Origin of the sequence: Citrobacter sp. Cb080 (assembly GCF_030334745.1) — a bacterium.
GTDB classification, from domain to species: Bacteria; Pseudomonadota; Gammaproteobacteria; order Enterobacterales; family Enterobacteriaceae; genus Citrobacter; species Citrobacter braakii.
Window position 1 is genome coordinate 39,386 of sequence record NZ_JAOWDG010000025.1, and the last position, 14,714, is coordinate 54,099.

The 14,714-nt window shown below is 53.2% G+C and carries 15 protein-coding genes; 12 read left to right on the forward strand and 3 right to left on the reverse strand.

Annotated features, from left to right (window positions below; genetic code table 11):
* Positions 1 to 106: 106 nt before the first annotated feature.
* Complete coding sequence (locus OGV38_RS02650; protein ID WP_181521131.1) at positions 107 to 1,723, forward strand: FAD-NAD(P)-binding protein; 1,617 nt, start codon at positions 107 to 109, stop codon at positions 1,721 to 1,723.
* 72 nt (positions 1,724 to 1,795) lie between these two features.
* On the opposite strand, the gene OGV38_RS02655 is transcribed toward OGV38_RS02650, so the two are convergent.
* The gene (locus OGV38_RS02655) at positions 1,796 to 2,230 is read right to left on the reverse strand and encodes a DoxX family protein (RefSeq protein ID WP_016156945.1); all 435 of its coding nucleotides are present in this window, start codon (positions 2,228 to 2,230) and stop codon (positions 1,796 to 1,798) included.
* Between the two features lie 152 nt (positions 2,231 to 2,382).
* On the opposite strand from OGV38_RS02655, the gene poxB reads away from it, so the two are divergent.
* From poxB to OGV38_RS02675, 4 genes are all read left to right on the forward strand, one after another.
* Complete coding sequence (poxB, locus tag OGV38_RS02660; protein WP_016156946.1) at positions 2,383 to 4,101, forward strand: ubiquinone-dependent pyruvate dehydrogenase; 1,719 nt, start codon at positions 2,383 to 2,385, stop codon at positions 4,099 to 4,101.
* A gap of 36 nt (positions 4,102 to 4,137) precedes the next feature.
* Positions 4,138 to 5,139 (forward strand): low-specificity L-threonine aldolase, encoded by a 1,002-nt coding sequence (gene ltaE / locus OGV38_RS02665; RefSeq protein ID WP_181521130.1) that lies wholly within the window; start codon positions 4,138 to 4,140, stop codon positions 5,137 to 5,139.
* A 10-nt stretch (positions 5,140 to 5,149) separates the two neighbouring features.
* Positions 5,150 to 6,583: an SDR family oxidoreductase gene (locus tag OGV38_RS02670; RefSeq protein WP_016156947.1), complete on the forward strand. Its 1,434-nt coding sequence runs from the start codon at positions 5,150 to 5,152 to the stop codon at positions 6,581 to 6,583.
* A gap of 94 nt (positions 6,584 to 6,677) precedes the next feature.
* Entirely contained in the window at positions 6,678 to 7,691 is a 1,014-nt protein-coding gene (locus tag OGV38_RS02675; protein ID WP_016153664.1) for a 3-beta-hydroxysteroid dehydrogenase, read from the forward strand.
* Here OGV38_RS02675 and OGV38_RS02680 read toward each other — a convergent pair.
* Positions 7,688 to 8,518: an N-acetylmuramoyl-L-alanine amidase gene (locus OGV38_RS02680; RefSeq protein ID WP_016156948.1), complete on the reverse strand. Its 831-nt coding sequence runs from the start codon at positions 8,516 to 8,518 to the stop codon at positions 7,688 to 7,690. The genes OGV38_RS02675 and OGV38_RS02680 overlap by 4 nt on opposite strands.
* On the reverse strand, positions 8,515 to 8,838 hold the full coding sequence (locus tag OGV38_RS02685; RefSeq protein ID WP_001160725.1) for a heavy metal-binding domain-containing protein: 324 nt from the start codon (positions 8,836 to 8,838) through the stop codon (positions 8,515 to 8,517). The genes OGV38_RS02680 and OGV38_RS02685 overlap by 4 nt, the downstream gene beginning before the upstream one ends.
* A gap of 251 nt (positions 8,839 to 9,089) precedes the next feature.
* Here OGV38_RS02685 and OGV38_RS02690 point away from each other — a divergent pair, with 251 nt between their 5' ends.
* The 7 genes from OGV38_RS02690 to yegS all read left to right on the forward strand — a co-directional run bounded on the left by OGV38_RS02690 (position 9,090) and on the right by yegS (position 14,707).
* Positions 9,090 to 9,605, forward strand: a complete 516-nt coding sequence (locus OGV38_RS02690) for a lipoprotein (protein WP_019077200.1) — start codon at positions 9,090 to 9,092, stop codon at positions 9,603 to 9,605.
* 225 nt (positions 9,606 to 9,830) lie between these two features.
* Positions 9,831 to 10,559, forward strand: a complete 729-nt coding sequence (artP, locus tag OGV38_RS02695; protein WP_016156950.1) for an arginine ABC transporter ATP-binding protein ArtP — start codon at positions 9,831 to 9,833, stop codon at positions 10,557 to 10,559.
* A 16-nt stretch (positions 10,560 to 10,575) separates the two neighbouring features.
* Entirely contained in the window at positions 10,576 to 11,307 is a 732-nt protein-coding gene (artI, locus tag OGV38_RS02700; RefSeq protein WP_003027298.1) for an arginine ABC transporter substrate-binding protein ArtI, read from the forward strand.
* 6 nt (positions 11,308 to 11,313) lie between these two features.
* Positions 11,314 to 12,030, forward strand: a complete 717-nt coding sequence (gene artQ, locus OGV38_RS02705; protein WP_181521129.1) for an arginine ABC transporter permease ArtQ — start codon at positions 11,314 to 11,316, stop codon at positions 12,028 to 12,030.
* Positions 12,030 to 12,698, forward strand: a complete 669-nt coding sequence (gene artM, locus OGV38_RS02710) for an arginine ABC transporter permease ArtM (RefSeq protein ID WP_016153669.1) — start codon at positions 12,030 to 12,032, stop codon at positions 12,696 to 12,698. The genes artQ and artM overlap by 1 nt, the downstream gene beginning before the upstream one ends.
* Positions 12,699 to 12,944: 246 nt before the next feature.
* Entirely contained in the window at positions 12,945 to 13,676 is a 732-nt protein-coding gene (gene artJ, locus OGV38_RS02715) for an arginine ABC transporter substrate-binding protein ArtJ (protein WP_016153670.1), read from the forward strand.
* 131 nt (positions 13,677 to 13,807) lie between these two features.
* Entirely contained in the window at positions 13,808 to 14,707 is a 900-nt protein-coding gene (gene yegS, locus OGV38_RS02720; protein ID WP_016156953.1) for a lipid kinase YegS, read from the forward strand.
* Positions 14,708 to 14,714: the final 7 nt, after the last annotated feature.

Sequence of the window (14,714 nt, forward strand, 5' to 3'; positions counted from 1 at the left end):
CCCAGGCAAAATACCGTCCTCCTCCTGCGAATTATCGACCACACTTACCAGGCACAGGTTAAGCAAAACCCCGACTACCGCGTCGAACTTTCTACAAAGGATCCCCATGAAAAAAGTGGCCATCGTCGGCGTAGGTCCCACCGGAATTTATACGTTTCATGCCCTCGTTGAGCGCGGTGAACCGCTGGAGATACAGCTTTATGAGCAAGCTGAGGAAGCTGGCGTAGGCATGCCTTATAACAGCGACAACAACGCAGACCACATGCTGGCCAATATAGCCAGCATTGAGATCCCGCCGATTTATATCAGTTATCTGACGTGGCTACAGAATCAAAGCGATGAATACCTGGCGCAGTTTCGGCTTGAACGTACATCTTTGCATGAGCGGCAATTTTTGCCCCGGGTGATCCTCGGCGACTATTATCGCGATCGTTTTTTAGCCATTGTCGATAAAGCGCAAAGATCCGGGTTCACAATTCGCGTATATGAATCAAGTAAAGTCACCGACCTGCAAGCAAACCCGACTGGGGTCTCCCTGTGGATCAATCACGCGTCACAGCCCGTCGAAGTGGATTTCGCCGCTATCGCCAGCGGTCATCTGTGGCCAGAAACTGATGCTCAAGCACGCAAGTTTTTCCCCAGTCCGTGGACCGGCCTGATGGAGGCGCAGATTAGCGCTTGCAGGGTGGGTATTCTGGGCACCTCGCTAAGCGCTATCGACGCGGCGATGGCCGTGGTCAGTCAGCATGGTACCTTCACCACCAATACCGACCGTTCACTGCAGTTCACGCGTAAACCCGACAGCCAAAACCTGAAGCTGACCCTGATGTCGCGCAGCGGTGTGCTGCCTGAAGCGGATTTTTACTGCCCTCTTCCCTATGAACCGCTGAATATCGTGACGAAAGAAGCGATTGAAAACGCCATTGCCGAGGGCCAAAACGGATTACTGGACCGCATCTTCCGGCTTATTGTGCAACAACTGCAAGACGCGGCCCCAGGGTGGTGCCAACAGGTTGCACTTGCAACGCTTAACGCCGACACATTCCCCGAGGTCTATTTTGCCGACAGGCTCAAGCATGACCCTTTTGACTGGGCGAGGCGTAACCTGGTGGAGGTTGAGCGCAACAAGCAGGAACAACATACCGTCGCCTGGCGCTATACCTTATTGCGCCTCCATGAGGTTATTGAAGAGATCGTTCCTCATCTTGATGCTCGCGACGAAAAACGTTTCAGGCACGGACTGGCGCGCGTCTTTATTGATAACTATGCGGCAATCCCGTCTGAATCTATCCGCCGATTGCTGGCTCTGCACGATGCCGGGCTGATTGAGATCCTCGCACTCGGCAAGGATTATGAGCGTACAAATGAGCAGGAAAGGACGGTCATTTACCACCACGGTCAGCGCAGTGAATTTGATGTATTTATTGACGCCCGAGGACAACGGGCATTGCAGAGCAAAGATATTCCGTTCCCAACGCTACGCGATCAACTGCTGGCCTGTGGCGATGAGATCCCGGATATCGGCGAAGATTACACGCTGCAAGCGCCGGAAAACGCCCGCAACCGCATCGCCTTTGGCGGACTGCCGTGGTTGATGCACGACCGTCCCTTTATTCAGGGGCTGGTGGTTAGCGCTGAAATAGGTGCGGCGATGGCAAAGGCATTGACGCAACGAGCACTGAAACGTCGGCACAAACTGTGGAGCAGTGACGAGATGGATTAGCGGCCAGACTTAATGGCGAGGCGGAGATAGGTTATCGCGTCCCCGCCTCTGTCTTGATTCTCGGATGGCAAACTATCGCCAGGCCGAGTTTCCGGCAACGGAGAAACGCCCCGCGCCCAAAAATGCCACGGCCAGAGCGCCGATGAAGAAATACACCAGACTTTCAATTGCCCATGCGCCGGTTTTATCCAGTGACCAGGTTTCACCCATCCCGACCATCAGCCATGCCACCACCATCGTAAACGCGAGCCCCAACGCCGCCGGACGCGTCAGGATCCCAAGAATAATCAGACACGGTGCCACAACCTCTCCCAGCAGAACGCCATACGCAATAAAGCCAGGGAAACCTTTCGCTATCAGCATGCCACTGATGCCATCAATACCCGCGAACAGTTTATGCAGCCCATGAAACAGCATTAATCCCCCCACGGCAATACGTAACAAAAACTTGCCAAAATCTTCATGAGTCAGTACCCGGTTAACTGTATTTAATAGTTTTATAACCATTTGAATTTATTCCTTGTTTCACCATGTCCAATAACAAACTACGCTTAATACAGGCTTAATGAAACCTGCCGGAAATAAGAGGTAATGATAAGCATAACTATTATCTTCATCTAAACTTGTAACCGGTATCACATTAAAGGAGAAGGAAAACCATGAAACAAACGGTTGCCGCTTTTATTGCTAAAACACTCGAACAAGCTGGCGTTAAACGCATTTGGGGTGTGACGGGTGACTCGCTAAATGGCCTTAGTGACAGTCTGAATCGTATGGGAACGATTGACTGGATGCCAACACGTCATGAAGAGGTTGCGGCCTTCGCCGCGGGAGCTGAAGCGCAGTTGACGGGAGAACTGGCCGTCTGCGCAGGCTCGTGTGGACCAGGCAACCTGCACCTGATTAACGGACTGTTTGATTGCCACCGCAACCACGTCCCGGTACTGGCAATTGCCGCACACATTCCATCCAGTGAGATAGGCAGCGGTTATTTTCAGGAGACCCACCCGCAAGAGTTGTTTCGCGAATGTAGCCACTATTGCGAGCTGGTTTCCAGCCCTGAACAGATCCCACAGGTGCTGGCAATTGCCATGCGTAAAGCGGTGCTCAACCGCGGCGTCTCCGTGGTGGTATTACCCGGCGACGTTGCGCTGAAGCCAGCACCAGAAAGCGCCAGCACTCACTGGTATCATGCGCCGCTCCCGGTGGTCACTCCGGAAGAAGAAGAGCTCAGAAAACTAGCGCAACTGCTACGCTACTCCAGCAATATCGCCCTGATGTGTGGCAGTGGCTGCGCCGGTGCGCATAAAGAACTGGTTGAGTTTGCAGCTAAAATAAAAGCGCCGATTGTGCACGCCCTGCGTGGTAAAGAGCATGTGGAGTACGACAACCCTTACGACGTGGGCATGACCGGGCTGATCGGCTTTTCATCCGGCTTCCATACCATGATGAATGCCGACACGCTGATCCTGCTCGGTACCCAATTCCCCTATCGCCCGTTCTACCCCACCGACGCCAAGATTATTCAGATTGATATCAATCCGGCGAGCATTGGCGCGCACAGTAAAGTAGATATGGCGCTGGTAGGCGATATTAAATCCACACTCCGCACCCTGCTGCCGCTGGTGGAAGAAAAAACCGATCGGCAGTTCCTGGATAAAGCGCTGGAACACTATCGTGAGGCGCGTAAAGGGCTGGATGATTTAGCCAAACCCAGCGATAAAGCCATTCATCCACAGTATCTGGCGCAGCAGATCAGCCACTTTGCCGCTGACGACGCCATCTTCACCTGCGACGTTGGCACGCCAACGGTGTGGGCAGCACGTTATCTGAAAATGAACGGTAAACGCCGTCTGATCGGTTCGTTTAACCACGGGTCGATGGCTAATGCCATGCCCCAGGCGCTCGGCGCACAAGCGACCGAACCGGGACGTCAGGTTGTCGCAATGTGCGGTGACGGCGGTTTTAGCATGCTGATGGGCGACTTTCTGTCGGTTGTGCAAATGAAGCTGCCGGTGAAGATTATTGTCTTCAACAACAGCGTGTTGGGGTTTGTGGCTATGGAGATGAAAGCTGGCGGTTATCTGACCGACGGCACCGAACTGCACGATACAAATTTCGCACGGATTGCCGAGGCTTGCGGCATTACGGGCATTCGCGTGGAGAAATCCTCAGAGGTTGATGAAGCGCTGCAAAGGGCGATGTCGATTGACGGTCCGGTGCTGGTCGATGTGGTCGTCGCGAAAGAAGAACTGGCGATCCCGCCGCAGATCAAACTCGAACAAGCTAAAGGTTTTAGCCTGTATATGCTGCGCGCAATCATCAGCGGGCGCGGTGATGAAGTGATCGAACTGGCGAAAACTAACTGGCTCAGGTAAAACAGAGGGCATTACCTCACTTAAAAAGGAATGCCCGTGATTGATTTACGCAGTGATACCGTTACCCGACCAAGTCGCGCCATGCTCGAAGAGATGATGGCCGCCCCGGTCGGGGACGACGTCTACGGTGATGACCCTACCGTTAATGCCCTCCAGCAATACGCAGCCGAGCTTGCTGGCAAAGAAGCCGCAATTTTCTTACCCACAGGCACTCAGGCGAACCTGGTGGCTCTCCTCAGTCATTGTCAGCGCGGCGAAGAATATATCGCCGGTCAGGGCGCGCATAACTATCTCTACGAAGCGGGTGGCGCAGCGGTGCTCGGCAGCATTCAACCGCAACCTATCGACGCCATGCCGGATGGCACTTTGCCGCTGGAGAAAGTGGCGGCAAAAATCAAAGCGGACGATATCCATTTTGCCCGCACGCGTCTGCTCAGCCTGGAAAACACCCACAACGGCAAAGTGCTACCACGCGAGTATCTGAAAGAGGCCTGGGAATTTACCCGTGAGCGCAATCTTGCGCTGCATGTCGACGGCGCGCGTATTTTTAACGCCATCGTCGCCTATGGCTGTGAGTTAAAAGATGTCACGCAATACTGCGATTCGTTCACCATTTGTCTCTCCAAAGGTTTAGGAACGCCGGTAGGCTCACTGCTGGTCGGCAGCCACGAGTACATCAAGCGCGCCATTCGCTGGCGTAAAATGACCGGCGGCGGAATGCGTCAGGCCGGTATTCTGGCGGCGGCGGGACTGTATGCGCTGAAAAATAACGTGTCGCGTTTACAAGAAGACCATGACAACGCCGCCTGGATGGCGGAACAACTGCGCGAAGCAGGAGCGGACGTCATGCGCCACGACACCAACATGCTGTTTGTCCGCGTTGGCGAAGAACACGCTGCGGCACTGGGCGAGTACATGAAAGCGCAAGGCGTGCTGATTAACGCCTCGCCGATTGTGCGTCTGGTGATGCATCTGGACGTATCGCGTGAACAGCTTGCTGAAGTCGTCGCCCACTGGCGCGCTTTTTTAACCCGCTAAGGAGATGGGCGTGCCGCAACGGATTTTGGTTCTTGGCGCCAGTGGCTACATTGGTCAGCATCTGGTACAGGCGCTCAGTCAGCAAGGGCATCAGGTGCTGGCTGCGGCACGCCGCATCGAGCGGCTGGAAAAGCAGCAGTTGGCCAACGTCAGCTGCCATAAGGTCGATTTGAATTGGCCAGATAACCTAACGCCGCTGCTGACCGGCGTTGATACGGTCTATTACCTGGTCCATGGCATGGGAGAAGGCGGTGATTTTATCGCCCATGAGCGCCAGGTAGCAATGAACGTGCGCGATGCGCTACGTGATACGCCAGTCAAACAGCTTATTTTCCTGAGCTCATTACAGGCTCCCCGGCATGAACAATCCGATCATCTACGTGCGCGACAGATAACCGCGGACACCCTGCGCGAATCAGGCGTGCCGATGACCGAATTGCGCGCGGGTATTATCGTAGGGGCAGGTTCTGCCGCCTTTGAAGTGATGCGCGACATGGTCTACAACCTGCCGGTACTCACCCCTCCGCGCTGGGTGCGCTCGCGTACCACGCCTATCGCGCTGGAGAATTTAATGTACTACCTGGTGGCGTTGTTGGATCATCCTACACGCCAACACCGCGTGCTCGAAGCCGCCGGGCCGCAGGTATTGAGCTATCAGGAGCAGTTCGAGCATTTTATGGCGGTCAGCGGTAAACATCGCCTGCTCATCCCTGTCCCCTTTCCTACCCGCTGGATTTCGGTCTGGTTTTTGAACGTCATAACGTCAGTGCCGCCGACCACGGCAAAAGCGCTGATACAGGGGTTAAAACACGACCTGCTGGCCGATGACACCGAATTACGCACGCTGATCCCGCAAAAGCTGATTGCCTTTGATGACGCGGTGCGCAGCACATTGAAAGAAGAAGAGAAGCTGGTCAATTCCAGCGACTGGGGTTACGACGCGCAGGCATTTGCCCGCTGGCGCCCCGAATATGGCTATTTCGCTAAACAAGCTGGCTTTAGCGTTGAAACCTCCGCCAGTCGGCAGGCGCTGTGGCAGGTGGTGAATCGCCTCGGCGGCAAAGAAGGCTATTTCTTTGGCAATATTTTATGGAAAACGCGCGCGGCGTTGGACCTGCTGGTCGGCCATAAGCTGGCGAAAGGCAGACCGCAACACTCTCTGTTGCAGGTTGGCGATACCGTTGATAGCTGGAAAGTTATCATCGTTGAGCCAGAAAAACAGCTGACGCTGCTGTTTGGGATGAAAGCGCCAGGATTGGGTCGACTGAGCTTCACGCTGGAAGATAAAGGCGACCACCGACGCATTGATGTCCGCGCCTGGTGGCATCCGCACGGCATGCCAGGCCTCTTCTATTGGCTGCTGATGATCCCGGCGCATCTGTTCATTTTCAGAGGGATGGCGAAGCGTATTGCTAAACTTGCAGAACAAATCACAGACTCATGATAAAAAGAGCCTGTATTCTTTCATGTTTCCCATTGCATACAGACGAAATTCACGGAAGAATGCGCACGACGTTTTTTAAACACAGTGGATTGATATGAAGGTACTGGTTACCGGAGCCACCAGCGGCTTAGGCCGAAACGCGGTTGAGTTTTTATGCAGCAAAGGCGTCAGCGTCAGAGCTACCGGTCGCAACGAAGCGATGGGCAAGCTGCTGGAGAAAATGGGCGCAGAGTTTGTGCATGCCGATTTGACCGAGCTGGTCTCTTCGCAGGCAAAAGTGATGCTCGCCGGTATCGATACGCTGTGGCACTGCTCCAGTTTTACCTCACCATGGGGAACTCAGGAAGCCTTCGATCTGGCCAACGTTCGCGCAACCCGCCGTCTGGGCGAGTGGGCCGTGGCCTGGGGCGTTCGTAACTTCATTCATATCTCATCACCGTCGCTCTATTTTGATTATCACCACCATCGCGATATCAAAGAGGACTTCCGCCCCCAACGCTTCGCCAATGAATTCGCCCGCAGTAAAGCGGCTGGCGAAGATGTGATTGCGTTGCTGACACAGGCCAACCCGCAGACCCGTTTTACGGTATTGCGTCCGCAAAGCTTGTTCGGACCACACGATAAAGTCTTTATCCCGCGCCTGGCCCATATGATGTACCACTACGGCAGCATCCTGTTGCCGCACGGCGGAAGTGCGCTGGTGGATATGACCTACTACGAGAATGCGGTGCACGCGATGTGGCTGGCAAGTCAGCAAGCCTGCGATAATCTGCCGTCGGGTCGCGCGTACAACATTACCAACGGCGAGCATCGCACCCTGCGCAGTATTGTGCAGAAACTCATCGACGAGCTGAATATTGATTGCCGTATCCGCTCCGTACCCTACCCGATGCTGGACATGATTGCCCGCAGCATGGAGCGGTTAGGCAATAAATCCGCGAAAGAGCCAAAGCTTACGCATTACGGCGTCTCGAAGCTGAATTTTGATTTTACGCTGGATACCACCCGGGCTCAGGAAGAATTAGGCTATCAGCCCGTTGTGACGCTGGATGAAGGGATTGAGCGTACCGCGGCCTGGCTGCGTGACCACGGCAAGCTGCCGCGTTAACCCTGCCCGTATTTCTCCAGTAACGCTTCGGCAATCGCCTGAGTTTCTGCATCCGCCACGCCGTTCCACAACGTCGGGCGGAAGTGCATCTGGAAGGCCATAATCACCCGCCGCTGTTCACGCGGCGTCATTTCAGGTTTTACCTCATAACCATAGCGCGACAGCAGATCGAGCAATGATGAGGTTTCTACCGGTGTATCGGGCGCTCGCCCGGCAAGATAAAACGCCACCCGCTGAGCATCCGGCCACGCGCCAATTCCCTGAGCGGCCAGTTCTTCCCATGGAAACAGTGGACCTGGATCGTCCTTGCGCTGCGGTGCGACATCCGCATGGGCCACCACGTTCTGCGGTTTTATGTCATAGCGGGCAATAATATCTTTCGCCAAAGGGATTAGCGCCTGAATTTGCGCGGGTTCAAACGGCGCAAAATACTTGCTGCCCGCCGATTTTTGCCAGCCGCGGTTTTCCAGCTCAATGCCGATCGAGGTATCGTTAATTCGCGTAGCGCCGCGCCAAAAGCTAATCCCCGCATGCCAGGCCAGATCTTTTTCCGGCACCAGTTGCCAGATACGCGGTTTGCCGTGGTAGAGCGGCGGCACTGCCGGGATCAGATAGTGCGAGCTGACGTTTTTATCGGTCAGCGTAGCCAGAGAAGAGTCGAAATCATCGGCCGTGTAATGGATAACCAGCACTTTAATGCGCGGGTAAGCAGCCTGCGCCTGACGACGGGTATCTAACTGATACCCGTCTTTGTCGACAATCCCTTTTTCGCCAGCACATCCTACCAGCAGCAGCGTTAATGCCAGCAGAGACAGCAGACGCTTCATCGGCGAGTTTTCACCGCGGTGCCGCTGACGCTCACCATCAGCATGCTACCGTCTTTGCCTACGGTTTCGTAATCGATATCGATACCGACTACCGCATCAGCACCGAGCGCTTTTGCCTGTTCACCAAGCTCCTGAAAAGCAATTTCACGCGCTTTACGCAGCTCTTTTTCATACGCGCCGGAGCGACCGCCGACGATATCGCGAATGCCGGCGAAGAAATCGCGGAAGATATTCGCGCCTAAAATGGCTTCGCCAGTCACAACACCGCAGTATTCCACGATGCTCTGCCCTTCCAGCGTAGGGGTTGTCGAAAACTGCATGGTTAATCTCCTTTTTGCGCTAAGAGCACGATCTCTAAAGCATTATCGAACCGATCCACTATCATTGAAAGGATATATTCTTTACACAAAATAATTCGAGTTGCAGGAAGGCGGCAAGAGAGTGAATCCCCAGGAGCATAGATAACTATGTGACTGGGGTGAACGCACGTAGCCAACGCACAAGCAACTTGAAGTATGACATGTAAATCAACGTAGAACACTAATAGTAGAAAGCTAATAAGGAAATCATTATGCGCTACTCGAAACTCTCTCTGCTGGTTCCATGTGCACTACTTCTCAGCGCCTGTACTACCGTAACGCCGGCCTACAAAGATAACGGCACGCGTAGCGGCTCTTGCGTAGAAGGCGGGCCAGACAGCGTGGCTCAACAATTCTATGATTACCGTATTCAGCACCGAAACAATGACATTACTCCCCTTCGTCCGTACCTCAGCGACAACCTGGCGAAACTGCTGAACGATGCCAGCCGTGATAACGCGCATCGCGATCTGTTTAACAGCGATCCGTTCTCTAGTCGCGCTACGTTACCGGACAGTGCCAGCGTCGCCAGCGCATCGACCATTCCGAATAGTGATGCACGCAACATTCCGCTGCGCGTAGAGCTTAAACAGGGTGACCAAAGCTGGCGTGATGAAGTGCTGATGATCCGCGAAGGCCAGTGCTGGGTAATTGACGATGTCCGCTATCTGGGCGGCAGCGTACACGCGCCAGCCGGGACGCTGCGCCAGTCTGTCGAAAACCGCTAACCGCCCCATTCACCCGCCTGAATCATAACCCCCATAAATTGTCTGGCATTCTGCATAGAATGCCGACAATTATTCTTGCCCACTGGTGGCCCCGCTATTTTGTGCTATGTTTAGATAAGAATGCGGTTTGCATTTAACTTTTAACGCATAAATATTGCATAACTATTCTGTCAAAGGTAGTATCTGCGGCTTCAATAGCTATCAGACTGCCAGTATCGAGTGTCAATGAGTATTCAATTAAACGGCATTAACTGCTTCTACGGCGCACATCAGGCGCTGTTCGATATCACGCTGGATTGCCCTCAGGGTGAAACACTGGTGTTACTTGGCCCAAGTGGAGCCGGGAAAAGCTCGCTGCTGCGCGTACTCAACCTGCTTGAGATGCCGCGCTCGGGCACACTCTCTATTGCGGGAAACCGTTTCGACTTCACGAAGACCCCATCAGACAAAGCCATTCGGGAGCTGCGTCAGAACGTGGGCATGGTCTTCCAGCAATACAACCTTTGGCCGCATCTCACGGTTGTGCAGAATCTGATTGAAGCGCCCTGCCGCGTACTGGGTCTGACAAAAGATCAAGCGCTGGCGCGTGCCGAAAAATTGCTGGAACGTCTGCGCCTGAAGCCGTACAGCGATCGCTACCCACTGCATCTCTCCGGTGGCCAGCAACAGCGTGTGGCCATTGCCCGTGCGTTGATGATGGAGCCGCAGGTGCTGCTGTTTGATGAACCTACCGCAGCGCTTGATCCGGAAATTACTGCCCAAATCGTCAGCATCATTCGTGAACTGGCGGAAACTAACATTACTCAGGTGATCGTCACCCACGAAGTGGAAGTTGCACGTAAAACGGCCAGCCGTGTGGTGTATATGGAAAACGGTCATATCGTCGAGTTTGGGGATGCGAGCTGCTTTGCCAACCCGCAAACCGAAGCGTTTAAAAACTATCTCTCTCACTAAGATTCGGGACAATACAATGAAAAAAGTTCTGATTGCCGCGCTAATCGCAGGTTTTAGCCTTTCCGCTACCGCAGCCCAAACCATCCGTTTCGCCACCGAAGCGTCTTATCCTCCGTTTGAATCTATTGATGCGAATAACAAAATCGTAGGGTTTGACGTTGATCTGGCGAATGCGCTGTGTAAAGAGATTGACGCGACCTGTACCTTCACCAATCAGGCCTTCGACAGCCTGATCCCGAGCCTGAAATTCCGTCGTTTTGACGCGGTGATGGCCGGTATGGACATCACGCCAGAGCGTGAAAAACAGGTTCTGTTCACCACCCCGTATTACGACAACTCTGCCCTGTTTGTTGGTCAACAGGGTAAATACACCAGCATTGACCAGTTGAAAGGCAAAAAAGTCGGTGTACAAAACGGTACTACGCACCAGAAATTCATCATGGATAAACATCCGGAAGTGACCACCGTACCGTATGACAGCTACCAGAATGCCAAACTCGATCTGCAAAATGGTCGTATTGACGGCGTATTTGGTGATACCGCAGTGGTGACCGAATGGCTGAAAGACAATCCAAAGCTGGCCGCTGTTGGCGACAAAGTGACGGATAAAGATTACTTCGGTACGGGTCTGGGCATCGCTGTGCGCCAGGGCAATACCGAGCTGCAGCAGAAATTTAACGCTGCGCTGGAAAAAGTGAAGAAAGATGGGACTTACGAGACCATCTACAACAAATGGTTCCAGAAGTAATACTTGATGAATGAATTTTTTCCTTTAGCAAGCGCCGCCGGGATGACCGTCGGCCTTGCCGTTTGTGCGCTGATTATTGGCCTCGCGCTCGCCATGTTTTTTGCCGTCTGGGAGTCAGTAAAATGGCGTCCAGTGGCATGGACGGGTTCAGCTCTGGTCACCATCCTGCGTGGTCTGCCGGAAATTCTGGTGGTTCTGTTCATCTATTTCGGCTCTTCACAGCTGCTGCTGACGCTGGCCGATGGCTTTACGATCAATCTCGGGTTTGTACAAATCCCGGTTCAGATGCAGATCGAAAACTTTGACGTCAGCCCGTTCCTGTGCGGTGTGATTGCGCTGTCATTGCTGTATGCGGCTTACGCGTCGCAAACGCTGCGTGGCGCGCTGAAGGCCGTACCACTCGGACAATGGGAATCAGGTCAGGCGTTGGGTTTGTCTAAAGGCGCGATCTTCTTCCGCCTGGTGATGCCGCAGATGTGGCGCCACGCTCTGCCGGGACTGGGTAACCAGTGGCTGGTATTGCTGAAAGATACCGCGCTGGTCAGCCTTATCAGCGTGAACGATCTGATGCTGCAAACCAAAAGCATTGCCACCCGTACCCAGGAGCCGTTTACCTGGTACATTGTGGCGGCGGCTATTTACCTGGTGATTACGCTGGTGAGTCAGTACATTCTCAAACGCATTGACCTGCGCGCGACACGATTTGAGCGGAGACCAGGCTGATGCTTGAGTATTTACCTGAATTGTTAAAAGGGCTGCATACCAGCCTGACGCTGACGGTCGCCTCCATCGTGGTTGCTCTGGTGCTGGCGCTGGTTTTCACCGTCATCCTGACGCTAAAAACGCCGATTGTGGTCTGGTTGGTTCGCGCCTATATCACGTTGTTTACCGGTACTCCGCTGCTGGTGCAAATCTTCCTGATCTACTACGGGCCAGGGCAGTTCCCGACGCTACAGGAGTATCCGGTACTGTGGCACCTGCTCTCTGAACCGTGGCTGTGCGCCTTAATTGCGCTATCGTTAAACAGTGCGGCTTATACCACTCAACTGTTCTACGGTGCTATCCGCGCAATCCCGGAAGGCCAGTGGCAGTCCTGTGGAGCGTTGGGGATGAGTAAGAAGGATACGCTGGCGATTCTGTTGCCGTACGCCTTTAAACGCGCCCTCTCCTCGTATTCCAACGAAGTGGTGCTGGTGTTTAAAAGTACCTCACTGGCATACACCATCACGCTGATGGAAGTCATGGGCTATAGTCAGCTGCTGTACGGTCGCACTTATGACGTCATGGTTTTCGGCGCGGCGGGTGTGATTTACCTGATCGTCAACGGTTTGCTGACGCTGATGATGCGCTTGATCGAACGTAAAGCGCTGGCGTTTGAACACCGGAATTAAATCGGTTTTTATGTCTGATGGCGCTACGCTTATCAGGCTACGATTCATCTTCCGTTGTACACTCTCCGGTGAATATGCATAAAGCCAAAATAAAAAAGACGGACAACAACCTAAATTGTCCGTCTTTTTTTATATCAGAAAAAATAGTTAATCATTTTTATTGCATATAAATTCATTAAATGGCATTGTTAATTCACGCCGCAGACACGGTAAATAATCATAAGATTGACAGACGGGAGTTCCACCATGAAAAAGTTAGTACTGGCCGCATTACTTGCTACTTTCGCCGCTGGCGCCTCAGCTGCTGATAAAATTAGTTTCGGTGTATCAGCAACTTATCCGCCATTTGAGTCACTGGATGCAAGCAATAAAATTGTCGGTTTTGACATCGACCTGGCAACGGCACTGTGCAAACAAATGCAAGCTGACTGTACTTTCACCAATCATGCTTTTGATAGCTTGATTCCCGCGCTGAAATTCAAAAAATATGATGCGGTGATTTCCGGAATGGACATCACGCCAGAGCGTAGCAAGCAGGTGGCATTTACTCAGCCTTACTATGCAAACTCCGCGCTGGTGATTGCGAAAAAAGACACCTATAAAACCTTTGCCGACCTGAAAGGGAAACGCATTGGCATGGAAAACGGCACCACGCACCAGAAATACCTGCAGGACAAACACCCTGAAGTGAAAACCGTGGCCTACGACAGCTATCAGAATGCGATTATCGACCTGAAAAATGGTCGTATTGATGGCGTATTTGGCGATACCGCCGTGGTTAACGAGTGGCTGAAAACCAACCCGCAGTTAGGCGTAGCCACTGACAAAGTGACCGACCCACAATACTTCGGTACTGGTCTTGGTATTGCGGTTCGCCCGGATAACAAAGCCCTGCTGGAAAAACTGAATAGCGCGCTGGCCGCAATCAAAGCTGACGGCACGTACCAAAAAATCAGCGATCAGTGGTTCCCACAGTAACGTCCACCCAATCTGAAAAGCCGCATTCTGCGGCTTTTTTTATCTCTTCGCCTTCGCTTTCAGTCAGTTCTTACGCCATAAACCCATTCCTGGCGTACACTTGTTAAAACGAAAAAAAGTGAGGCAAACGGATGATAGCGTTCCCTGCCAGTTTACTGATCCTCAACGGAAAAAGTGCTGATAATCTCCCCCTGCGTGATGTCATTGCAGAGCTACGCGATGAAGGCGTGGAAATCCATGTTCGCGTTACCTGGGAAAAAGGCGACGCCCAACGCTACGTTGATGAAGCTCGCCAGTTAGGCGTTGCAACGGTGATTGCCGGCGGCGGCGACGGCACAATTAACGAAGTCTCGACGGCGCTGATCCAGTCGCAGGGCGGCAATATCCCGGCGCTCGGTATTTTACCGTTGGGAACGGCGAATGATTTTGCAACCAGCGTAGGCATACCCGACGCCCTTGATAAGGCGTTAAAACTGGCTATCGCCGGAAATGCGACTGATATCGATATGGTTCAGGTCAATGATAAAACCTGTTTTATCAATATGGCGACCGGCGGCTTCGGCACACGCATCACCACCGAGACGCCAGAAAAACTCAAGGCCGCATTAGGTGGCGTATCGTACTTTATTCACGGATTAATGCGCATGGATACGCTCAAACCCGACATCTGTGACATTCGTGGGGAAGATTTTCACTGGCAGGGTAAGGCGCTGGTCATTGGTATCGGTAATGGTCGTCAGGCCGGTGGTGGGCAACAGCTTTGCCCGACGGCGCTGATCAACGATGGTCTGCTGCAACTGCGTATTTTTACCGGCGAAGAGCTGCTGCCAGGGCTGCTTTCGGCGTTAACGCAATCCGAAGACAACCCTAACATCATCGAAGGCGCATCATCGTGGTTTGATATCCGCGCCCCGCATGAAATTACGTTTAATCTCGATGGCGAACCGCTTAGCGGACAAGAATTTCATATTGAAATCCTGCCGGCAGCGCTACGTTGCAGACTGCCGCCGGGTTGTCCGCTACTGCGTTAACACGACG

Coding starts and splice junctions, on each gene's coding strand:
- OGV38_RS02650 (WP_181521131.1), top strand. CDS start 107: ATGAAAAAAGTGGCCATCGTCGGCGTAGGTCCCACCGGAATTTATACG.
- OGV38_RS02655 (WP_016156945.1), bottom strand. CDS start 2,230: ATGGTTATAAAACTATTAAATACAGTTAACCGGGTACTGACTCATGAA.
- poxB (WP_016156946.1), top strand. CDS start 2,383: ATGAAACAAACGGTTGCCGCTTTTATTGCTAAAACACTCGAACAAGCT.
- OGV38_RS02675 (WP_016153664.1), top strand. CDS start 6,678: ATGAAGGTACTGGTTACCGGAGCCACCAGCGGCTTAGGCCGAAACGCG.
- OGV38_RS02680 (WP_016156948.1), bottom strand. CDS start 8,518: ATGAAGCGTCTGCTGTCTCTGCTGGCATTAACGCTGCTGCTGGTAGGA.
- OGV38_RS02685 (WP_001160725.1), bottom strand. CDS start 8,838: ATGCAGTTTTCGACAACCCCTACGCTGGAAGGGCAGAGCATCGTGGAA.
- OGV38_RS02690 (WP_019077200.1), top strand. CDS start 9,090: ATGCGCTACTCGAAACTCTCTCTGCTGGTTCCATGTGCACTACTTCTC.
- artP (WP_016156950.1), top strand. CDS start 9,831: ATGAGTATTCAATTAAACGGCATTAACTGCTTCTACGGCGCACATCAG.
- artI (WP_003027298.1), top strand. CDS start 10,576: ATGAAAAAAGTTCTGATTGCCGCGCTAATCGCAGGTTTTAGCCTTTCC.
- artQ (WP_181521129.1), top strand. CDS start 11,314: ATGAATGAATTTTTTCCTTTAGCAAGCGCCGCCGGGATGACCGTCGGC.
- artM (WP_016153669.1), top strand. CDS start 12,030: ATGCTTGAGTATTTACCTGAATTGTTAAAAGGGCTGCATACCAGCCTG.
- artJ (WP_016153670.1), top strand. CDS start 12,945: ATGAAAAAGTTAGTACTGGCCGCATTACTTGCTACTTTCGCCGCTGGC.
- yegS (WP_016156953.1), top strand. CDS start 13,808: ATGATAGCGTTCCCTGCCAGTTTACTGATCCTCAACGGAAAAAGTGCT.